At 46.7% G+C, this 22,631-nt stretch carries 15 protein-coding genes; 12 read left to right on the forward strand and 3 right to left on the reverse strand.

Going from position 1 to position 22,631, the window contains the following annotated elements:
• Positions 1–201: 201 nt before the first annotated feature.
• The 7 genes from Q9R46_RS08090 to Q9R46_RS08120 all read left to right on the forward strand — a co-directional run bounded on the left by Q9R46_RS08090 (position 202) and on the right by Q9R46_RS08120 (position 12,034).
• Positions 202–6,915, forward strand: a complete 6,714-nt coding sequence (locus Q9R46_RS08090) for a DUF7507 domain-containing protein (RefSeq protein ID WP_311279579.1) — start codon at positions 202–204, stop codon at positions 6,913–6,915.
• Entirely contained in the window at positions 6,912–8,618 is a 1,707-nt protein-coding gene (locus Q9R46_RS08095) for a hypothetical protein (protein ID WP_311279581.1), read from the forward strand. The genes Q9R46_RS08090 and Q9R46_RS08095 overlap by 4 nt, the downstream gene beginning before the upstream one ends.
• Positions 8,619–8,778: 160 nt before the next feature.
• The gene (locus Q9R46_RS08100; protein WP_311279582.1) at positions 8,779–9,036 is read left to right on the forward strand and encodes a YolD-like family protein; all 258 of its coding nucleotides are present in this window, start codon (positions 8,779–8,781) and stop codon (positions 9,034–9,036) included.
• 104 nt (positions 9,037–9,140) lie between these two features.
• Positions 9,141–9,260: a hypothetical protein gene (locus tag Q9R46_RS08105; RefSeq protein WP_017688846.1), complete on the forward strand. Its 120-nt coding sequence runs from the start codon at positions 9,141–9,143 to the stop codon at positions 9,258–9,260.
• A gap of 167 nt (positions 9,261–9,427) precedes the next feature.
• Positions 9,428–9,931, forward strand: a complete 504-nt coding sequence (locus tag Q9R46_RS08110) for a ferritin (RefSeq protein ID WP_145330268.1) — start codon at positions 9,428–9,430, stop codon at positions 9,929–9,931.
• 371 nt (positions 9,932–10,302) lie between these two features.
• Complete coding sequence (locus Q9R46_RS08115) at positions 10,303–11,046, forward strand: polysaccharide deacetylase family protein (protein ID WP_311279589.1); 744 nt, start codon at positions 10,303–10,305, stop codon at positions 11,044–11,046.
• A gap of 64 nt (positions 11,047–11,110) precedes the next feature.
• Entirely contained in the window at positions 11,111–12,034 is a 924-nt protein-coding gene (locus Q9R46_RS08120) for a hypothetical protein (RefSeq protein ID WP_311279591.1), read from the forward strand.
• A gap of 111 nt (positions 12,035–12,145) precedes the next feature.
• Here Q9R46_RS08120 and Q9R46_RS08125 read toward each other — a convergent pair whose 3' ends face one another.
• The 3 genes from Q9R46_RS08125 to desA form a co-directional block, all read right to left on the reverse strand.
• On the reverse strand, positions 12,146–12,745 hold the full coding sequence (locus Q9R46_RS08125) for a response regulator transcription factor (protein ID WP_145330274.1): 600 nt from the start codon (positions 12,743–12,745) through the stop codon (positions 12,146–12,148).
• Positions 12,742–13,890, reverse strand: a complete 1,149-nt coding sequence (locus tag Q9R46_RS08130; RefSeq protein ID WP_311280975.1) for a sensor histidine kinase — start codon at positions 13,888–13,890, stop codon at positions 12,742–12,744. Before Q9R46_RS08130 ends, Q9R46_RS08125 begins: the two co-directional genes overlap by 4 nt.
• 92 nt (positions 13,891–13,982) lie before the next feature.
• Positions 13,983–15,053 (reverse strand): Delta(5) desaturase DesA, encoded by a 1,071-nt coding sequence (gene desA / locus Q9R46_RS08135; RefSeq protein ID WP_311279593.1) that lies wholly within the window; start codon positions 15,051–15,053, stop codon positions 13,983–13,985.
• A gap of 510 nt (positions 15,054–15,563) precedes the next feature.
• On the opposite strand from desA, the gene Q9R46_RS08140 reads away from it, so the two are divergent.
• The 5 genes from Q9R46_RS08140 to Q9R46_RS08160 all read left to right on the forward strand — a co-directional run bounded on the left by Q9R46_RS08140 (position 15,564) and on the right by Q9R46_RS08160 (position 22,567).
• On the forward strand, positions 15,564–16,403 hold the full coding sequence (locus tag Q9R46_RS08140; RefSeq protein WP_145330278.1) for a YitT family protein: 840 nt from the start codon (positions 15,564–15,566) through the stop codon (positions 16,401–16,403).
• A 259-nt stretch (positions 16,404–16,662) separates the two neighbouring features.
• On the forward strand, positions 16,663–17,901 hold the full coding sequence (locus Q9R46_RS08145) for an ROK family transcriptional regulator (protein ID WP_311279594.1): 1,239 nt from the start codon (positions 16,663–16,665) through the stop codon (positions 17,899–17,901).
• A 75-nt stretch (positions 17,902–17,976) separates the two neighbouring features.
• Positions 17,977–18,993: an ROK family protein gene (locus Q9R46_RS08150; protein ID WP_311279595.1), complete on the forward strand. Its 1,017-nt coding sequence runs from the start codon at positions 17,977–17,979 to the stop codon at positions 18,991–18,993.
• Positions 18,994–19,054: 61 nt separating this feature from the next.
• Positions 19,055–20,278 (forward strand): MFS transporter, encoded by a 1,224-nt coding sequence (locus tag Q9R46_RS08155; RefSeq protein ID WP_260989787.1) that lies wholly within the window; start codon positions 19,055–19,057, stop codon positions 20,276–20,278.
• Positions 20,279–20,323: 45 nt separating this feature from the next.
• Positions 20,324–22,567 carry a helix-turn-helix domain-containing protein gene (locus tag Q9R46_RS08160; RefSeq protein WP_311279597.1) on the forward strand — a complete coding sequence of 748 codons (2,244 nt, stop codon included), beginning with the start codon at positions 20,324–20,326 and terminating at the stop codon, positions 22,565–22,567.
• Positions 22,568–22,631 lie beyond the last annotated feature (64 nt).

The raw sequence follows: 22,631 nt of genomic DNA on the forward strand, positions 1-22,631 counted from the left end.
ACAGATTGCTCTCGTATAAGTAGATTATAAGATACTATTGTTAAAACGCAAGGGATAAAATTTTAAGCATGATAATAAACCTTACATAAAAATCCATAGAATATCCAAAGTTTTGAAAGTGGACATACAAATTTGCTGCCGTTTGATCATAGACTGATAACAGGCTCTGTTGCAGAATTCTCATTTTCCGCTGAAGGGGAGGTGAAATCCATTCCTCTTGTCGTTCGTTCAACTGTCAACGCTACAGGTGCAATTACGTTTACGGGCAATACACTTGGACTAAGCCGTTCTGACACGGCAGGAGTGCCAGGAACGCAAGACAGTATCGGAGGCTTTACCACGATTAATACGGCTTCCACTTATGGAACATACCCGGCTGGAACAACCAGTCTATACCAGAGCAATAGCTCGGCAGCGATTCTGGTTCTACCAACAGGCAGCACGGTTCTATATGCGGAGTTGATCTGGGGCGGAAGTTATATTAATGGAACGGTCAATCTCAGTGCAGCAATCAATAATCCGGTTACGTTCACCACCCCTGCAGGCACATTTAGTGTTACTCCAGATCCGGCCACATACAATCAGTTCGACCTTGGCAACAACGCAGCGGGATATGTACGATCGGCTAACGTTACCACTCTTGTACAAAATGGGGGCGCAGGTACATATGTCACCGGGGGAGTCGTAGGTACGATTGTGATTACCAATGATGCAACAGCGAATCATGCAGGCTGGACGCTGGGCGTCATTTATCAAAACGGAAATCTCCCTTTTCGTAACATGTCTTTACGTGCGGGGGGAGTCCTTGTTCAAGCGAGTTCGGCACCGGTTGTTACGACGCTTACTGGCTTTGCAACGCCTATTTCCGGAGCGCTCGGGGGAAGAGCGCTGTTCAGTGCGCAGGAGGGGGATGCGAACCGGACAGGAGATCAGGCGTTATTTGGAGCGACATCTGCAACCTCAGTTGCATTGTCCGGGCCAAATAATCTAGCGGCCAATTTTTTTGCATCTCAAATTAATGGCGATACGGGTGCTCTGAATACGACAGGCACATTTGGAACTCGCAACCAGATAAATGGAGCACCAGGAACCAATATTGTCGGGGGACGTCAGGGCTGGGATATTACCAATGTCGATGTGTCTGCAAGGCTGATCAACAATCAGTCTTCGGCAGTTCTGACACTGACTACCTCTGGCGATGCTTACATCGTCAATGGTAACGCCATACAAGTTGATATTAACGCACCACGAATCACTGTGGCAAAGTCATTTACAGCAACGGGCGCAGTTGCCGGAGATACCGTCACGTATACAGCCACCATTACGAATGGCGGTTCGGCTAGTGCAGCCAGTGTGGTCCTGTCAGATACGCTTCCTGCCGGTTTAACATTTGTCCCTGGAAGCATTACGGTAGGCGGAGTGCCAAGGCCGACATTGGATGTAACATCAGGAATACCTTTAGGCTCTTTGGCTCTCAACAGCAGTGTTGTCGTCACTTACCGTGCTCAGATTACAAACGACACAAGTGTGCTGCAACTCGTCAATTCCGCGAATGCCGCATTTACTTTTCAGAGTGTTGCTGGCGGGCCAATCATTAGTGGTGTTATCCCTTCCAATAATGCAACGCTACCTGTATATTCACCGAACCTGTCTATCGTAAAATCGGCGAACACAACGAATGCAACGGTTGGCGATCAGGTGACCTATACGCTTCAAGTGACGAATGGAGGGAATGTAGGCGCAAGTGTGACCATAGCTGACAATATTCCAGCCGGCAGCTCTTATGTAGCTGGTAGTTTCCGTGTTAATGGAACGGTGGTCGCAGGAGCCAATCCTGCAACAGGTGTAAATCTGGGCACACTTGCTGAAGGAAGCGTAACCACCATTACGTTTCAGGTACTGGTAACTAACTTGCCCACACCGCCGACATTGGTTGATCAGGCGACAGCCTCTTATTCCTTTAACTCACCAGACGGAAGAACGATTACGGGGACTGTGGCATCCAATACACTCAACATTCCGGTAACCTTGCCGAATGTGACGGTTCTCAAAACGGCAACGGTTACGGATGTTGCTGTCGGTGAGACCTTCACGTATTCGGTAGTTACAACCAACGGGGGCATACAGCCAATCACGAATGCAATATTGTCAGATAGTCTTCCAACAGGGCTGAGCTTTGTCCCTGGAAGTGTCACGGTTCGGGGTACAAGTGTACCGTCTGCTAACCCTGCCAGCGGAATCGCTTTGGGAACATTAAATGCAGCGACCTCCGCAACGGTGACTTTTCAGGTGAGTGTGCAGTCCGTACCAACAGGAGGATCACTTCTTAACCGGGCCTCTGTGTCTTACAGTTCAGGAGCTTTTACAGGTATTTCAAATTCCAACTCCATAACAACGCCAGTGTATCAGCCTGTGATTACCATTGTGAAGTCGGCAAGTCAAACCAATGCAACACTGGGAGATCAGCTTTCTTATACACTCGTTGTTAGCAATACGGGAAATATTGCGACTCAAGTCAATGTGACAGATACAATTCCGGCTGGCCTTACATTTGTGCCGGATTCAGTAACGGTCAATGGCACAGCTAGACCAGGAACAAGTCCACTTACGGGGATTGCACTGGGAAGCATTCTGCCTGGAGGCAGCGCAACCGTAATATTCCGAGCCACATTGACTTCGATTCCGTCTCCACCTGTATTAGAAAATCAGGGATCAGCTACTTACACCTATCAGCTTCCAAGTGGCAGAAATCTATCGGGCAGTTCCGGTTCCAATACCGTCCGAATTCCTGCTTCCGCACCGAATATTACCCTGTCCAAGACAGTAAACACGACAGACGGCACAGTTGGAGATGCGTTGACATACAGGGTTATCATCACAAACGCTGGTGGGGCTGCTGTACAAAATCTGGTGCTCTCTGACACGCCTTCAACCGGCTCCGAATTCATAGCGGGGACTGTGACAGTGAACGGAGTCGTGCAAAATAATGCCAGCCCCGTTGCAGGTATCGCCCTGGGGACGTTGAGTAATTCCGCTAGTATCACAGTGACATATCAGACCAGAATTACGGCTGTTCCTACATCAGGTGTGGTAAGCAACAGGGCAAGTGCCGCCTTTACTTCAGGCAGTTTTAATGGCGTGTCTTCATCAGTGACAGTGAACACCCCTGTCTATCAACCGGTTATTCAAGTGCTGAAGTCAGCAAGTACGTCAAGTCTGACCGTGGGAGACACTTTCAACTACAATGTTCAGATTACGAATACAGGTAATATCCCGGCAGTGGTTACCCTGAGCGATCCGGTTCCTGCTGGAGCTATATTTGTGACAAACAGTGTCTTGATTAACGGAACCCCCGTTCCGGGCGTTAGTCCCAATACGGGAATAAATTTGGGAACATTGGGTGCCGGAGCATCCGTGACGCTATCTTTTCTTGCAACTGTCACAAGTCTGCCCGATCCAAGACAGTTAATTAACCAGGCGGTTGCCTCCTACAGCTACACATTGCCAAGCGGAAGAGTTATTGCGGGTTTTGTTTCATCCAATACAGTGAGCATTCCGGTGTCCTTGCCTAATGTCAGCATTATCAAAACCGATAACGCGGATTATGCGGTATCCGGGGATGTGATTCGTTACACCTCTGTCATACGAAATAACGGCACCACCGCTGTGAACAACGTCATTTTTCTCGATCCGCTGCCTTCGAACACCCCATTTATACCCGGAAGTGTCCTGGTGAACGGCATTGCTTCACCGCTCTCCAATCCGACCGCCGGCATCCCAATCGGTACTTTGGCCCCGGGAGCCGAAGTTACCGTAACTTTTGAGGTGAGGATTACTATGCCGATCCCTTCCCAGATTAACAATCAGTCGACGGTCAGCTTTACTTCCGGTTCTTTTTCGGGTTCATCATCATCCAATACAACACAGACCCCTGTCATACAGCCGCAAATTGCACTTGTCAAAACGGCGAATACCATCAACGCAACCGTGGGAGATACCGTTGTTTACACCATAACGGTGAGCAACACCGGAAATCTGCAAGCGAATGTTACGGTAACGGATGCGATTCCGGCAGCGACAACCCTTGTTCCTAATAGTGTTGTTGTCTCGGGTATACCACAGCCGGGTGTTACGCCAGGCACTGGCATTCCGGTAGGCGTTGTAGCGGCAGGAGCAACAGCCGTCGTAACGTTTGCAGTCGTTGTGGATTCCTTGCCGTCTCCACAGCAACTTAGCAATTTTGCTTCATCGACGTTTACATTCACACCGCCTGACGGGCGAACATTAACGGGAACAGCAACGTCTAACACACTTACCTTCCCGGTTTCATCGCCTAACGTTAGTGTAGTAAAAAGCACAGTATCTACAGCTGCAACCGTGGGTGACACTATTGTTTATTCCGTATTGGTGACTAATAGCGGTATTGCGCCTGTGAACGGTGTGCAGTTTTCAGACCCGATTCCGTCCGGGGCTTCATTTGTGGCGGGGAGTGTGACGATAAACGGTGTGGCACAACCCGCAGCAAGTCCTTCAGGAGGAATACCGCTAGGGACCCTTGCACCAGGTGGAACGGCAACCGTTACATTCAGCGTCATTGTTAACGGAATTCCTACGAACAATCAGTTGAGTAATCGGTCGACGGTTACGTTTACTTCCGGAACCTTCTCGGGTACAACGTTCTCGAATACCGTATTAACCCCGGTATTCCAACCCGTATTAGTAGCGCAGAAAACAGCCAGTACCCAGAATGCCACCGTAGGCGACACAGTCAGTTATACGATTAGTGTGAATAATCAGGGGAATTTTGGAGCGCAGATTAACCTGACCGATAATTTGCCGACAGGCACAGTGCTAGTGCCGAACAGTGTTATCGTCAATGGTCAGCCGCTTCCAGCGGCCACTCCGGCAACGGGTATTCCTGCGGGGACGGTTGCAGCCGGGGCGACAACAACCATTACATTTTCTGTTGTCATTGAGACACTTCCAAGCCCGCAACAACTTGTGAACCAGGCTTCGGTTGCCTTATCATTCACCCTGCCGGATGGAAGAAGCATCAATAGATCCGTGCTCTCTAATGTACTAACGATTCCGGTGTCCGCACCTAATGTTCAGGTGGTAAAATCTACAACTTCCACAGCCGCTTCGGTAGGCGATACGGTGACGTATTCTATTGCTGTTACCAACAATGGTATAGAGAATGTCAGCAATGTCATATTTACGGATGCTTTGCCAGCGAGTACAGTACTTGCACCTAGCGGTGTCTTTGTGGATGGCGTGCTGCGTCCCAATGCCAATCCTTCAACAGGCATCACTTTGGGTTCCATTGCACCTGGGGTCACTGTGACCGTTGTATTTAGTGTACGAGTGACAAGTCTGCCCGCAACGGCTGTATTGAACAATCAATCCACGGTAAGTTTTACTTCAGGAGCATTCTCAGCGACGACGTTTTCCAACACGGTCTCGACCCCGGTATACCAGCCTATTCTGGCTGCAGTCAAAACGGGGGATCAAGCCATCGCCACGGTGGGAGATACGGTAATCTATAGCATTGCTGTCACAAATACCGGAAACTATGGTGCATCGGTGACACTGACCGATACCATTCCTGCCGGAACGGAGTTTGTGCCAAACAGTGTCGTTATTAATGGCGCTTCGGCACCTGGCGTTGACCCCGCTTCGGGAATTTCTCTTGGTGTGGTATCCACCACGACCATCGTCACTTTTTCAATCGTCATCACAACGCTACCGGTGAGCCAATCGATTACAAATCAGGCGTCAGCAACCTTTACGTACACGCTACCGGATGGAAGAACACTTGGGGGAAGCATTACTTCGAACGCTCTGATTATTCAAGTCTCGGCACCGAATGTCACTGTTGTGAAAACAACAACATCTACAGATGCCGTCGTAGGCGACACCATTGTTTATGAGATGGTTGTGACCAACAGTGGTATAGACCCGGTCAACAATATCGTTCTGACAGACCCGATCGATCCGGCGACCACTTTTGTTACGGGAAGTGTACTGGTTAACGGCATACCTCGTGCTTCGGCGAACCCGGCACTAGGCATTGCACTTGGTACACTTGCTCCTGGGGAGTCGGTTGCGGTATCCTATGCTGTTCGCGTCAACTCTCTTCCGACACCGCCGCAAGTCAGCAGTCAATCATCTGTAAGCTTTACATCGGGGGTGTTCTCTGGAGCTGCGTATTCCAATACGATTGTTACTCCAATCTATCAGCCCATTATTACCGTTTCCAAAACAGCAAGCACATCAAACGCTACGGTTGGTGACGACATCGTGTATTCATTTACAATTAACAACAGCGGTAACCTTGTTGCGACGCTTACATTAACAGATAACATTCCAACCGGTGCGGTACTTCTCCCGAACAGCGTTCTGATCGATGGTGTGCCACAGCCAGGTGCTAACCCCGAAACGGGCATCGTCGTAGGTAACATTCCTCCTGGTGGCTCTGTAAATGTTACGGTCACCCTGGGCGTAACAGTCGATTCGTTGCCTCAAAATCAGCAACTCCGCAACCAAGCAGTCGCGAACTATACATTCAGTCCACCAGATGGGCGTGTATTGACGGGAACGGTATCGTCCAATGTACTTATTATTCCTGTATCGGCACCGAATGTAAGTGTTGTCAAGAGCACCAGTGCCATTGATGCAGTCGTTGGTGATGTGATCACGTATACGGTGGTGGTGACGAATAACGGCATAGAAACAGTGAATAACGTGGTCATGGTCGATCCGGTTCCCGTTGGAACTGTATTTGTGCCGGGAAGTGTAGTTGTAAATGGTGTGGCAAGACCGACAGGTAATCCGAATACGGGTATCACACTAGGTTCCATTGCTGCCGGTGCTTCTACTACAGTTACATTCAATGTAGAGGTTGTGGTGATATGAGCGAAATTCCAGGTACGTTGTCCCACTGGTTAAAGAATCAGTCCCTGGTTCGATTCAGCTCGGGTACGACTGAACTGGAACAGGTGGCTTATTCCAACACCGTTGTGACACCATGGGTCGGCCCCAGGCTCAAAGTGAGCAAACGATGCAATGTAACGACAGCAGCCTTGGGCCAATCTCTGACTTATCAGATTGAGATTGTGAATACGGGAAACCGCACGGCAATGATCCGTGTGGTAGACCCGCTCTCTCAGGAAACGTCGCTTCTGCCAAACAGCGTTCTGAGCAATGGTATCCCCTTGCCAGGAGTCTCTCCCACGCAGGGATTGCCCCCGGCAGAAGTTGCACCTGGTGCAGTGCTGACCTATCATTTTCAAGTCGTTATAGTGCGAGTGCCTGGAAATCTCACGCTATTGAACCAGGCGGAAGTAAAATATGAGTTTGTCACAACAGACAGTAGAACGGTTAACGGGACGGAAAAATCCAACGTTGTTGAAGTTCGTATCGAAACATCGCGGCTCGAAGTGAGCTTGCAAGTGGACCGGAGCAACACGTTTGCTGGAGATATCTTGATGTACACGGTGCTAGTGAGCAATCCGGGGTTTGCCGCGGCGACAGATGCCGTATTAACAGTGAGGTTGCCACAAGGTGCCATCTTTATCCCGGCAAGTGTGACGATTAACGATATGTTCGCACCACAAGTCACACCGGATGCTGGAATTGATCTTGGTGATATTGGGCCAGGAAATGTGATTCGAGTGCAGTATCGAGTACAGGTAACCCAGGTAACAGGTTCGCAAGCCCCGGATCAATTATCAAGTGAGGCTGTATTAAAATACATTACTGCAGGGAAACAAGAAGTGGTTTATTCCAATGTGGTCACACCGATTATTGTTGAACCTCAAATTTCTGTTTTCAAAACGGTATCTCCTGTAATAACGACACCAGGAGATACGGCGCAATATCATATCACAGTGTCCAACCAAAGCAATTATGCAGTGGATGCCAAACTACAGGATGTTTTGCCTGCAGCGCTAGTCTTTGTTGATGGTAGTCTCAGCTGGAATGGAGTCAAACGTCCAGGTTCGAACCCCAATACAGGGATTAACCTGGGCACACTAACTGCCCGCTCCGAGCTACATATTCAATTTGAGGCTCAGGTGGAAAACGAAGTGGCTGGGGCAGAGATTTCCACGCAACACAGTTATGTGAATCGCGCCGCATTACTATACACATTCCGCTTGCCGGATTCTCGTACAGTTCAACGCAGGCTTATCTCAAATGAAGCTGTTCTGGAGGTCAGATTGCCTGTCATTCAGGTTCATGTGGAGGTATTTCCCTCTATTGTTGAGCAGGGAGGCACGGTCACTTTTAACGTAAGTGTCAGTAACACGGGTTCGTTGCCTGCACGCGTGCAGTTGGGCAATATTCTGCCTCAGGGAGCTAAATGGGTGGGGCAGGAGGGTGGCCAGATGCAGTTAAATATCCCCGAGTATTCGACTCCAAGGTATCTTCACATTGGTGAGCTCGGCGCAGGATCGGAAAAAGAATTTGCTTACCTTGTGCAACTTGCTCCTGAACAAACGGGTATTCTGCAAGGGACCTTGACGGCCCTCTACACGTATGAGTGGAATGCACAACGACGCTCGGGAGAGACTAGATCGAACGAATACACCATACTGGTTGAAGCTCAAGATGAGTAAGAGATGATGGGAACTGAATACAAGTTGAAAATATACGAAGGAACTTACCGAAAAAAGGTGTCATGACATTACACAAGCGTAAATGAATGGTATACTAATTGAATATGCACTCGGCAAGCAACCGTGGAATCGGGACGTCGTAGTAGAGGAGGTAGCTGTTTTGGCCAAAGCAAAAGTCGCAAAAAGACCCACACGGGATGAGTTCGAGCTGGAGGAATTAGGGAATCAACTTGTGGAGGCTTTTCATGAGCGCTCAGAAGTGTTATTGACCGTCTGGGGTAAGGAAGACCAGGTACAGGGCATTATTGTAAAAATGGATTCCCGTACACGCCTTGTACATGTTGAGCATACGGAAGAGGAATTCACGGCGAAGGTACCTTTTATGGATATCATGCAGGTACAGTCGCCGCGGTACTGATTCAAAATGAATTCAAACGAATTTTAACAATGGGGCATTCGCCCTGTCAAAGTTTCGTTCTCTGCATAAGATAACCCATACCTGTTGCAGAGGAGGTACAATCAATGAGCGAAGTTTTAGGTGGAGAAACAAGAGGTTACGGCTATGGTGGTTTCACTTCTGTAGGCGCGATTCTGGTTCTGTTCATCCTGTTGGTAATCATCTCCAAAGCGTTCTTGGTATAATCATTTCATCAAAATGATAAAAGAAAGCTCTGCCGTCATGGCAGAGCTTTTTTTTATTACTATGTGCTGTGAATTCGTCCTATGACGAATAATGTAGAAAATCGGATGCAAGCTACTTTCGTGTTGTGTTAAAATGAAAACATTCCCACAGAAAGAGGTGTTTTTTCATGAGTCAAGAACTGACTGCGTCTTTAAACGAGCAGATGAACTTCGAGTTTTACTCTGCTCATGTATACATGGCAATGGCTGCGTATTGTTCCAGCAAAAGCCTGGATGGATTTGCTAATTTTTTCCTCGTACAAGCGGAAGAGGAACGTTTCCATGGCATGAAAATTTATAAATTTCTGAATGACCGCGGACATCGTGCTACACTGGCTGCGATGCCTGAACCGAAAAATGAATACGACTCCATGCTGGATGTGTTTGAACACGGTTATGCACATGAACAGCAAAACACGAAGAAATTTTATGCGCTGGCGGATATCGCGCTAAACGAGCGTGAACACGCAACCATGTATTTCTTGAAATGGTTCATTGATGAACAGGTTGAAGAGGAAGCTTTGTTTGATAACATCATTCAGAAGCTGCGCCGTATTGAGAATGACAGTAACGCCTTCTACATGCTGGATGCAGAGTTCAGCAAACGTTCATTTACGGTTCCTGCGGAGTAAGCAGAGCTAAACGTCAAAGCGTATATTCGTAACATTACATACCGTGTATACGGAAGAAAGCTTGCATTCGTGCAAGCTTTTTTGCTGTGTTCAATCCTATTAAATTCATTATATGTCTATCAGAATATAGAAATAGGGTAATAAATAGTATGTCAACATTGATCTATGGATATCGATGCTAGGTTGGAGATCAAATCTATCAAAATCGTTTTAATTTTTAAGTTTATCTGACAAAAGTGTAACTCATCCGTAGCCTTTGAAGCGAGAAGAGTGAAAGGTGTCTCTGATACTATTAAAATTAATCGCCAAGGGATACGAGTTAAGAGGACACACACACCCGGGTAAAAACACACACAAGGGAGACTATTATTATGCTACAACTTCGTAAATCATTCGTTGCTACACTCGCTATTGTACTTCTGTTACCGTTGTTATTGTTGCCACAGTCTGCATCAGCCACAGCGTCATCCGCCGATAAATCAAGCCCTAAGGCCAGTACAAAAATTTTATATCTGACTTTTGATGATGGCCCTACAGCGCATACCAATCAACTTCTCGATATTTTGGATGAATATAAAGTCAAAGCTACCTTTTTCATGCTTGGGCCTCATATGGAACAATATCAGAAAGCAACGCAACGTATTGTAAAAGAAGGACATGGACTTGGATTGCATGGTGTAACCCATGTGCCAAGCAAATTTTACAAAAATGCTTACAGCGGATTGAAAGAAATGCAACAAGCCAATGAAAGCTTGAATAAGGTTGCTGGTGTTAAAACGAGTCTTGTACGCACACCCTATGGCAGTAAACCTTATTTGAAACCTGCTTATCGCAACGTGCTTCTTGCGCAGGGAGGATTTCATCTGTGGGATTGGAACGTTGACTCACTTGACTGGAAATACAAGAAAGATCATCAGAAAGTATACAATAACGTCATGCAGCAAGTTCACAACATCCATAAAAATGGAACTACACCTGTAGTACTAATGCATGATCAGGAGGCTACATTGAAAGTATTGCCTCAAGTATTGAAAACATTGAAGGCGGAAGGATATCAATTCGAAATTTTAACCAAGAACGTGCAACCGGTGAATTTCTGGAATGACAAGCGATGAGAACAGGTCACTAGCAACGAAAAACTAGGAACTGGACCGGTGCAAACATTAGGAGGTATACATCATGAAAAAACAATCGTTATGGATGACCATTCCGGTGACGACAGCCGTTTTGCTCGCGCTGGCTGGATGCGGAGGACCAGACTCGAATCAGGCATCGACGGGCGGGCAACCATCCGCAACAACCGGTAGTGAGCAAACGCAGTCGGGAAGCGGGAGCTCCGCTTCTTCCGATACTGGAGAGAACGGTACGAAAACGAATACAGCTACCAATGCTTCTTCTGCTTCATCAGGCAAAGATGGCACCGCCAATTCAAATACCAGTGGAAGTACAACCCATTCGGAGTTATCCGATGTTGACGAAGTTGTGAAGGCTGTCCGCAGCGAGTTGAAGAATCAGAGCGTGTCGCTCCCGACCTCTTTCCCATTACCTAAGGGTAAGTATTTGGGGGCAGCAATTACAACAAACACGATCGATGCTTCACATGTAAACTTTTATACAGTAAACAAACCACTGGCATTAAATGATCCCTCATTAACGAATTCAAACAGCAAAATGCCTTGGTTAGCGAGTTATGAAGTGAAAACCTATGAGAATCCCAATCAAACGGATGTATTCCCTGAAACAGATTTGCAAAATATACCGAAGGATATGAGTGTTGATTTGGGACACGGCATCAAGGGCATGGTGGAAGGCGCGGCCGGTAGTCAGTATCTAACATGGCAGGAAGGGCGATGGACATTACAGATTCGCTCCGTCTCCGAGGACCAGATGAACAACCCGGGGATTGCAAAGAAAATGGTTGAGTACCTGGAGTCACATATGTTACCTGCTCCCAAAGACAAAGGATTTGTGGACGTGCAATATGCTAGTGGCGGAAAAAGCGTGCGTGTCACGATTTCATGGCAAGACGGCAAACAAATTCATCAGTTGAAAACAGACCAGGTTCCATTGGACGCACTTGGAATGGTTGTATCGGTAAAATAAGCAAAAAGCTCGGCACAGGGATAAATCCTCTTGAGCCGAGCTTTTTGCTTATTGCGTTTCTTATGCAAGGTAACGGGAATCGTTTATCGTTTGCGTCCATTACCGGCTCCTTCACTTAAACCACCCTTTTTCTTTGGAGCGGGTAATTGCTTCAATGCGGTTACTTGCATTCAATTTGTTAAGAATAATCGAGATATAATTCCGAACAGTGCCCGTTGTGATGAACAAGTGTCCGGCAATTTCCTTCGTGTTTTTTCCGTCAGCCATGAGGCCAAGAACGGCGTGTTCACGTTCGGTTAATGGATTTTCCTCAACATAAGCTTCGTCGACCAGATCGGGAGCGAAGATGCGTCTGCCATTCATCACTTGACGAATCGCTTCGGCGAGCTCTTCTATGGGGCTGTCCTTAAGCAAATAACCGCGAACACCGCCTTTAAGCGCACGTTCGAAATATCCGGTTCTGGCAAACGTGGTGAGAATAATGACTTTGCAGTTCATGCCTTTCAGTTCCTCGGCAGCCTCAAGCCCACTTTTAACAGGCATTTCGATATCCATTAAACAGATATCAGGAGCATGTTGATGTACGAGTGCAAGAGCTTCCTGACCATTGCTAGCTTGCCCAACAACCTCCATATCTTCCTCCAGATTAAGCAGCGAAGATAATGCGCCTAGCATCATACGCTGATCTTCGGCAATGACGATTCTGATCATTCTTCTGCCTCCTTTATCGGTTTGCGTACCAGCTTGGGCACATGGATGATCAGCGATGTACCTTCGATTCCTGTACCTGACCGGATGTCCATGCAGCCGTTCACAAATTCCAGTCGTTCTTTCATACCGAGGATGCCCGTTCCGCGTCGATCTTGCTTGCGGGTGCGCTCCATGCCTATCCCATTATCGTCTACGGTTAAGACATTGTGGGAAGGGGTTTCTTCAATTTCAATAATACACCTCGTAGCCTGACTGTGTTTGACTACATTGGTCACCGCTTCCTTTAAACACATTCCGAGCACATTTTCATTTAATTGTGAGGTGTCCTGTAGCTTGGGGTTGCCATGTAAAATAAACTCAATGGAAGCGGCTTTCAGAATTTGCTCCGCCCGGAACATTTCATCCACAAGTTGCGTTCCACGCATCGTTGTAACCATCTCGCGAACTTCCTTCAACGCTGTGCTTGCTGTCTGTCTAAGTTCATTCAGTTCAGTGATGGCTTGATCCGGATTTTTGCGAAGCAGGCGCTTGGCCAGATCGGTTTTGAGACCGATCAGCGAGAGCTTTTGCCCCAGCGTATCGTGCAAGTCTCGTGCAATCCGTTGACGCTCTTCCATTTTCACCAGATCATCCAGCCGTTTGTTCGCATTTTCCAGCTGGCCCTCTAGCTGCTCACGCTTGTTTTTATTGTACGTGCTAATCGGCAGAAGAATCGAGGCCATCAGACTGATAAAGACAAATGGAAATTGGCTAAGCAACAGCGAGCTTTGGTTGATAAAACCATAATTGACCGTAAGGAAGCTTGCACCGAGATTTACCGAGTAAAGGGTGAAAAATCCAGCTTTATTTTTAATATTGCCAATAAAAAAAGCGAGAAATAATGAGAAATAGGCATAATCATACGCAATCGTCATCGTAATGGAGATGGCAATCAGTAGTCCGATCCACATGTAGACCTGCCAGCCCTTGGTGATGAAGGCCAGTAGATAACACACGAAAAATACAAGAATAATGATAATACCGGTCACCAGTGTCCACAATTGCGAATATTGAGAGATGTAGTAGAAGGGCAGAATGAAAAAAACAAGCCATACATATGGATTCAACCCCGTATTTTTATAAAATAGTTGCGACCACTTCTGAATGTCATTCTCCTCCTTGAAAAAGGTGTTACCGGACTTTAGCCTGACTGTAGCATGACTGCCGTCTGAATACAAGAAAACGAATCCGACAGAGCCTAAGGCTTCTCTGTCAGACCCGCTTGATTGGTTACCCGAATAGGATTCGGATTCTGATTCGGAATATATTTTTTGCGTGATGCTTGTTTCAGCTCTCTGAAACTGATGAATTGTTTGTGTTCTTCATCCCACAGACGGAAGCGGAGCGCAACCAGACTGGAACGAAGGGTAATCGTTGTGGCTTTCTGCAAAGGCGGTGTTGCATTATGTGCTTCTTCCAGATAGTAGTTTGGTACACGCGGACTCAAGTGGTGCACGTGGTGGAATCCGATATTTCCGCTGATCCATTGCAGTAGCTTAGGCAGTTTGTAATAAGAGCTTCCCTCTACTGCTGCTTTGACATAACTCCATTCATCTTCATGTTCGAAATAGGTCTCTTCAAACTGGTGCTGTACGTAGAACAGCCAGATGCCGAAGAAACCGGAGAAGAAAAATACGGGTGCCTGCACCATGATAAAAGCTTGCCATCCAATCAGCCAGCACATGAAGCTATACAGAGCGATGATTAGAATCGTTGTTAAATGGGTATTAATTCTTTCCTTGCGTCTTGCCGCTTTGCGGTTAAAACGATAGGCAAACAGAAACACATAGATTGGTCCAATGCCAAACATGATCACCGGGTTACGATACACACGATAGAAGAGACGCATCCAAGGTGTTGCAGACTTATATTCATCGACGGTCATAACCCAGATGTCACCTACACCGCGTTTATCCAGATTGCCGCTTGTTGCATGGTGGATGGAATGCTCTGCTTTCCATTGCTGGTAGGGAGTCAGGGTTAATACGCCCGTGATGGTGCCGAGAATATCGTTAGCCCGTTTGCTTTTGAAGAATGAGCCATGACAGCAGTCATGAAAAATAATAAACGTTCGAAGCACGAATCCCGATGCGACTAGTGCGATAGGGAACGTAAGCCAGTACGAGATCGATAAGCTGTAATATGCAGCTGCCCATAATAGAAAGAGCGGGACTAATGTATTGATTAATTGACGAATGCTAAGTTTGAGATCGTTTTTTTCAAAAGGTGTAACTTCTTTTTTCAGCGCCATTTCTTTGCTTCTGCTCATGCATGTTCCTCCTTATGCGTACAAACCATAGCGGTCTGTACCCTGTCGATTCCCGATAATCTTCTTTTGGGAAGCGTTTTTATCATTGTAAAAGAATGCGTGCATGACGGTAAGTCATAAACGTCAGCCTGCTGTAATGACAAATATCAAGTATGGACCATGACATTTGTCATGGTCAGTTTCCGTTTTACATGATACATAGCGCGAAAAGATGACGTTTTCAAATTTCCTTTGCACAAATGACGCAACAATTTGTATTATGTATACAAATTTTGCGAAGAGCATGGTAGAATCTATCCTGGAGTGTGTATGACAGGTTATTAGGTAGAGAGTTATTTTTAGATGTGTTAGTTAGGGTAAGACGAATATTGGAAGGTTTAGATGAAATGCGATTTGATTTTTTGAGGATTTAGATGAAGTAGATTGATTTTAAAAGGTGTAGATGAGGGACATTGATTTTGAAAGGTTTAGATAAGCTATTATTTTTGGATGGATTGGATGGAGCGCTGAATGAAAAGAAGAATCACGGATATTTTATTTATTATGGCTGGTGCGTTTCTGTTTGCGCTGGCGGTAAACTTGTTTGTCATCCCCAATGATCTGGCAGAGGGGGGCGTAACAGGGATCACGATCATTTTGTATTATCTGTTTCACTGGTCTCCAGGACTGATGAACCTGATCCTCAACGGTATACTGTTAATCGTAGGTTATAAGTTCCTGGATCGAACCACGACAGTATATACGATTATTGCAGTTATCTTTAACTCGCTGTTCCTGCACCTGACAGAAAGCTGGAGCATCGCATCAGATGAGCTGTGGGTTAATACCATTTTTGCAGGTGTATTTGCAGGTCTCGGGATCGGCTTAATTGTCAAAGTAGGAGGAACAACGGCAGGTACGGTCATTCTGGCACGACTTGCGAATAAATATCTGGACTGGAATATCAGCTACGGATTGCTTTTCTTTGATCTGATTGTGGCATTCTCTTCTTACTTTATTATTGGGCCACAGGGCTTGATGTGTACGATCGTGTTACTGTTTGTTGGAACGAAAACGATGGAATTTATTATTGAGGGACTGAATCCGAAAAAGGCAGTTATGATTATCTCATCGAAGCAGGATCAGATCGCGAAGCAGGTCATTGAGAAGATGGATCGTGGGGTTACGGTTCTGTCTGGCCACGGTTATTATACGAAGAATCCGAAAGAGATTTTGTATATTGTAATCAGCAAGCAAGAAGTGCCGATGCTGAAGAAAATTGTACGGGCAGAGGATGAGATTGCATTTATCACCATTCATGACGTACGCGATGTATTCGGAGAAGGGTTTATTGAGCTTTCGAAGTCATAATATATTGTAATGGTTCGATATAATAAGGACGAAGTGAGGAACGATTCCCGCTTCGTCCTTTTTACGTTGTGGAATGATATTGCCTTCGATAATACACAGAAGTTTTTTGGCTGTTTTTTCCTGATTCAACATGATTGCAGCAGATGTCATTTGCATGAGATGTATTCGCTCAGAATATGCTGTACACACTTCAAAGTGGATGATATATTGAATTTAATTCGTTAAGAAACTTAACTAACTATAGAGCGGAGGTGATAAAATGGCTGGCACACCGCAATATATCCGTAATCTGAATGAAAACCTGATTATGGATGCCCTGATTACACAAGGCTCCATGTCGAGAGCGGATATCAGCCGTCAAACAGGACTTAGCAAACCGACAGTATCATCAGCGGTAGAGCACCTGATTGAGCGTAATCTGGTGAAGGAAACAGGTCGGGCAGACAATGCCCAAGGGCGCAAGGCCATGTTAATTCAATTTAATGAAACAGCTTATTATGTCTGCGGTATTGATATCGGGGCTACACGAATTCGAATTGCCCTGTCTGACCTGAATGGGCAAATCATAGCCTATGCTACTTATCCGCCAATTGATCCAGATCAGTACGTGCAGTCCAACTCAGTAATCGCGCAGTCCTCTGGAGAGGCTGGAGTCGAGGGTGGGCATGAGACATCTGTTCCCTCTGAAGCGCCTGTACTTCGATTGTTACACAGCTATGTGGATCAGCTGCTTCAGAATAATCACCTTCTGTGGAGTGATCTTCGTTGCATCGGGTTTGGGATTCCAGGTGTTGTTTTGCCTGTCTCAGGCAAGATTAGCCGGATTGTAGACCCGCTTGCAGGCATGGAGCAGAACTTCTCCCGTGATGCCTTAGCTCGTGCCTTTCCATGTGATATTATGCTGGGCAATGATGTGAATCTCGCTGCACTCGGGGAGTACAGAAAGGGAGCTGCGATGAATTCACCTTTGTTCGTATTCCTCTCCATTGGCGCGGGAACGGGTGCGGGGATCATGGTTCAGGGTCATTTGCTGCATGGCTTGGGGGGACTGACTGGTGAAGTAGCCGAGATGCGGATGCAGGATGGCCGCCGTCTCGAAGATGTGTTGTCGGCTGATGGGCTGATGAGACTAGCGAAGCAACGTTACCTAAACGGCCCTTTAAGTTCAGACATGCAACCTGAGGATATTTTTGCGGCGACTCGGAGCGGAGAGGCATGGGCTATCGAGATTATACAAGAGTACAGTCAGATGATCGCTTGGGCGTTGCGTCAGATTAGTACGCTGCTCGCCCCTGAATTAGTCGTGCTTGGAGGCGGCATTGGTGGAAATGGTGATGTATTGTTGCCTCTGCTAAGGAAAGCTGTTGCCGAGCAATTTCCGGTGCAACCACAGCTGATATGTTCGGATCTTGGAGAACGAGCGGTTGTTACAGGGGCTGTGCAAGTAGCTTTACAACATACATTAATGGAGCTTAAACAAGGGACACCTGAAGAGTAGAAGTCGAAGGAAATAATTTTTTTTTACCGTTGTACTACGAATCATAAAGAACAGATCTGCCAAGGAGGAAGTGTAATGACAGAAGCACAGCTTGAAGTGCTCGAAGCGAAAGGCTCATGGGTTGCCGGTGTTGACATCGGAGGAACCAAAATACTGATGTTGTTATCCAATCAGAAAAGCGGTGGAGAAGTTCATGAGCACAGATTGCCAACGCAATTCGCGGAGCAACCGGAACTGTTTTTCCAGTGGTTATTTACGGAATTAAAAACGTTCTGTGCAGAGATTGGATGTGATTGGGATCGGCTCGCGGGTGTAGGGCTAGGTTTCCCGGGTGTTATTTTGCAAGATGAAGCTGTGCTTCGGAATGCTCCTGCATTCCAGTGGCCCGAAGAAGATATTCGGCCGATTATCGCTAAGTACTACAGTGGAAAGGTCGTTCTGGATAACGATGTGAACATGGCGGCCATGGGAGAAGTGGATGAGGGAGCAGCCAAAGGGCACCGTCATAGTGTAATGGTAACCGTAGGTACAGGCATTGGCGCTGCGCTCGTTCTGAATGGAGAATTGCACAGTGGGCAACACGGTGCGGCTGGTGAGATAGGACATTTTATCACAGGTGATGAGGGACTTAGCTCCGAATATGTAGCAGATGGTGATGCCTTCGGTGTGTTTGAACAAGTGACGTCGGGGACCGGCATTACGGAGCGGGCAAGGCATTATTTTAGATCGGGAAAAGGAAATGAACTATCCCTGATCTGGAGTCTGGCCGGAGGCGAAGTGGAACAGATTGAAGCAAGACATGTGTTCAAGGCGGCGGAGTCAGGCGATGTGGCTGCACTTGAAATTCTGGAACTGCCTATGCGTTATATGGCAAGAGGACTCGCGAATATAACGGCGTTGCTCAACCCATCGATTATCGTACTCGGCGGCGGAGTGGCTGCATCCAATCCAACCTATTATCTGAATGAAGTTCAGGCCAGACTCAAACGTTATGTTGTGCTTCCTGTTCAAGTGGTCATTGCCGAGCTTGGCAATAAAGCAGGGGCAATCGGAGCGCTTGCTTCCATTAGACGTCACCTTGAACGTATGTAGCGGCTAGTCATAGGAGTAAACCATACACAGAGACTACAGAAATAAAAGGATGGAGATCCGGATGAGCGATAGACATATGACGGCTACTACAAAAAAAACAAAAGCCGAATTCAATGGAGCGAAAGCTGTATTAATTAAATTGCAGGGTTTATATCTGTTTATGGGACTTGCCGGAGGCATATTTAACCCTTACATCAATCCGATTTTGGTTGCTCAGGGTTTTTCGAGTAAGGATACCGGATTCATCATGGCATTCGGAACGCTAATATCCATCATTCTCCAGCCTGTCTGGGGAATTTTGGTGGATAAATTCAAAAAGACACGCCTTGTATTGGTGGTCAGCCTGCTTGTTCCAGCGGCGTTAGCGTATTTTTATAATATTCAGGTATACATTATATTAATTTTGATTTATACTTTGTGCACTATATTTCAAGTGACACAGATACCTGTAGCTGACTCCTATGCGGTAACGGCAGCGAGAGCGGCGAATACCTCTTACGGTATGATTCGGCTGTTCGGAAGCCTGGGGACAGGGCTTGGTGGATTCGCTGCAGGGATGTATCTTTCCCAGTTTTCCATTCATATGTTATGGTTGCCCTTTCTGTTTTTCAACATCTTAAGCGCAATACTGGCGGGTACGCTCCCCAAGCAGACGAGCATTTCCTCGTCCTCGGTCACTTTCTCCGTAGGTTTGGCAAGATTACTTCGAAATCGCACGTTCCTTCTCTTTCTCACGGGTTGTTTTCTGGTGAATCAGACACTTACTGCATTTAACTCCTTTTTTGTTATTTCATTTCAGATGGCTGGCGGCTCGGTTGCCTTGACGGGTACAGCTCTTTTGATCGCTTCCATCACCAATGTACCCTCTATGCTGGTAGCCGCTTATGTGTTACGCAGGTGGGGGCATGAACGAACCATGTTGCTAGCGGCGGGAGCCTACATGTTGCGCTGGGGGATTCAATGGTTATGGCCCAGCCCGGAAGTGATGATTGGTGTTCAGGTACTGCACGGATTGTCGTTTGGATTTTTCTATATCGCGGCAGTGGAATATGTAGCGTCTGTTACTGGACGTGAAATGCAGGCGACGGGTCAAAGCTTGTTTAACATGGTGTTTGCAGGACTCGGAGGCATTGTGGGGAATATGCTTAACGGCTATTTGTTGGACACTGGCGGCCCGTCAATGATGTATCTGGCTTGTACAATCAGTGCGGCAATGGGGGCAATCATTCTGTATATCGTCAGCAGACAGGCCAAAGAGCAGAGAAGGGCATACCCGTTAGAGTAGAAGTAGAGGTAGAAACTAAAGTAAAAACGGAAGGAACTGAAGCCTATGAAGGTAAATCTGAAGCGGACTTGGCACACCAGGTTGATTTATTCATATTTCCCCCTATTTCTGCTCACGATTTCCATTCTGATCTTTCTCTCCTTCCTGATTGTTAACGAACTGTCACGAAAAGAAACCAGAAAAGCAGATCTGATCTCTTCACATTACATTGTCAGCACATTGGAGCGTTCGTTAGGCGATATCGAGATGAAACTGCTGGATGAAATTGTAACGAACAAAATGTACAGTCGTTTTTTGGAAGCCGAAAAAGGACAATTGTCCAGTCAGTTTATTTATGATGCAGCCAGTGATCTGAACCGTATGGTTGATCAACAGGGTATGGTGCAATCGATTTACCTCTACCGAATGTCGGATTCGAGCATTATTACACCTAGAGGCATGGTAAGTTTTGAGGAATTTGAGGATAAATCGTATATCGAACAGGCGTTGAAAAATAAACTGAATCTGGGTTGGAATCAGCCCAGATCCTACAAAGAACGTTCATTTGACGTCCCTTCACAGGTCATCAGCATGAATAAATGGCTGCCACTACCTTGGGGTGGTGAAGGCCTGCTTGTTATTACAATACGGTTGTATGCCTTGGAGAGGCAAATTGACAATATGACGGATGCGAATCTCTCTTTTCTACAGGTGAAGGATAGCCATGGGGATCTCGTATATTCGGCTCATCGGATTGACTCGGCAGAGGGGAATGTCCTTAACCGGGTCAAGGCTGAGAAGCTGGGGCTTACCTTTGAGAGTGGTATTCAAACGGGTCAGTTATATTCATGGGTATCGCTGGTGTCCTATGTGTGGATTGGGATTGGTATTCTCACCATTGCTGGTGCGGTCGCAGGTTTAATCTATATTACACGTAGAAACGTAAAACCCATGCAGCTGATGATGAATCGCATTCAGGCGCTACAGCCACGTGTGCATGAAGAGAATGCCGCACCTTCTGTCAAAAACGAGCTTGCACTGATCGACCGGGCGCTGGAACATCTCATTGCTCAAACGGTGGATTACGAGAAACAGCATCATGAGAATCTACTGATTCATCGCAGGCAGTTGCTTGTGGATTTGATGGAGGGTGAACGTATAGATTCTTTCCGTCAGCGTCTTCGTCACTTGCAGCCGCTTGAGGAACGTTTTCTTGAGCCGCAGTGTGCCGCTGTATTGGTAGCGGAGATGGATGGGACAGACCTACCCGCTCATTCCAATACGTTGAAAATGGCATTGATGAACGTGTTCAAGGAACTGGTGCAGAAAGAGAGCCAGTTTGGTGCATGGGCAGAATGGTTTGGCAATCGTCGTCTGATCGTTGTAGTTGCCTCCAATGAAAAAGAAGGACTGAGCCGTGAACAGCTGATGGATTTGGCTAAACAGTTGCATATGTGGATTGCTGAGCATTTCCGTATTCGGTTTACGTTCGGAATTGGGCAGACGGTTAATGGATGGGAGGAAATCACTCGATCCTATAGCAGCGCAGACACAGCTCTGCAGCACCGGCTCACCCTTGGTCAGAATGCGATTGTGCTCAGTGAACAACTGCCAGGCCATATGGAGCTGCATTCGTACAAATATTTGCAAATGCTCGCAGACATCGTTCGGGAGTTCAGACTTACGGGGGATGGGTGGCGTGCACAGCTTGACCGGATGTTTATTGCGTTCCATGAAGACCAAATGAACGATAAAGATATTCGTATGCTCTTGCAATCGCTGATTCAGATGTTGGCGCGTGAGTTTGGGGAGTTATCCGAACGTTTGCAACACCAATTTGATGAGCTGTTTTTGGTGCGGCTCCGCTCGCAAATCCAGGAGGTTGACACACTCGAAGGCATTCGGGGGATTTTGATGGATTGGCTCAAAGAGGTCTATCGCAATTATGTTGCCGTTAACGAAACGAAAAGTCACCGTGCGATGATTAACGAGCTACGCGTATACATTGAGGAGCATTTCGATGACCCGGATCTGTCGCTGAAACATCTGAGCGACCGTTTTCAAATCTCGGGTAAATATGCGAGTTATTTGTTCAAAGAAGAATTCGATATGAAGTTTGTGGATTTTCTTGTGAAGCTGAGAGTGGAAAAAGCATGCCGAATGCTGACATCAACGGATATGGCTATTCAGGATATTGCCCAACAAGTGGGTTACGCTAATGCGATCTCGTTTGGCAGAGTGTTCAAACGGGTGATTGGCGTGACTCCCGGGGATTATCGCAAGCAGTATGGCAAGCAAGATGAACTATAAAACCGAGGCAGGATGTTAGGTTAAGCGGAATAAATCTGTTGATATCGCTGATGTCTTACCTTAA

The organism is Paenibacillus sp. RRE4 (assembly GCF_031844205.1).
Taxonomy (GTDB): domain Bacteria; phylum Bacillota; class Bacilli; order Paenibacillales; family Paenibacillaceae; genus Paenibacillus; species Paenibacillus xylanexedens_B.

Bases quoted from the DNA above. Each gene is read 5' to 3' on its own strand.
- Q9R46_RS08115 (WP_311279589.1), top strand. From the start codon at position 10,303: ATGCTACAACTTCGTAAATCATTCGTTGCTACACTCGCTATTGTACTT.
- Q9R46_RS08150 (WP_311279595.1), top strand. From the start codon at position 17,977: ATGACAGAAGCACAGCTTGAAGTGCTCGAAGCGAAAGGCTCATGGGTT.
- desA (WP_311279593.1), bottom strand. From the start codon at position 15,053: ATGAGCAGAAGCAAAGAAATGGCGCTGAAAAAAGAAGTTACACCTTTT.
- Q9R46_RS08105 (WP_017688846.1), top strand. From the start codon at position 9,141: ATGAGCGAAGTTTTAGGTGGAGAAACAAGAGGTTACGGCTATGGTGGT.
- Q9R46_RS08140 (WP_145330278.1), top strand. From the start codon at position 15,564: ATGAAAAGAAGAATCACGGATATTTTATTTATTATGGCTGGTGCGTTT.
- Q9R46_RS08120 (WP_311279591.1), top strand. From the start codon at position 11,111: ATGAAAAAACAATCGTTATGGATGACCATTCCGGTGACGACAGCCGTT.
- Q9R46_RS08145 (WP_311279594.1), top strand. From the start codon at position 16,663: ATGGCTGGCACACCGCAATATATCCGTAATCTGAATGAAAACCTGATT.
- Q9R46_RS08095 (WP_311279581.1), top strand. From the start codon at position 6,912: ATGAGCGAAATTCCAGGTACGTTGTCCCACTGGTTAAAGAATCAGTCC.
- Q9R46_RS08125 (WP_145330274.1), bottom strand. From the start codon at position 12,745: ATGATCAGAATCGTCATTGCCGAAGATCAGCGTATGATGCTAGGCGCA.
- Q9R46_RS08110 (WP_145330268.1), top strand. From the start codon at position 9,428: ATGAGTCAAGAACTGACTGCGTCTTTAAACGAGCAGATGAACTTCGAG.
- Q9R46_RS08160 (WP_311279597.1), top strand. From the start codon at position 20,324: ATGAAGGTAAATCTGAAGCGGACTTGGCACACCAGGTTGATTTATTCA.
- Q9R46_RS08155 (WP_260989787.1), top strand. From the start codon at position 19,055: ATGAGCGATAGACATATGACGGCTACTACAAAAAAAACAAAAGCCGAA.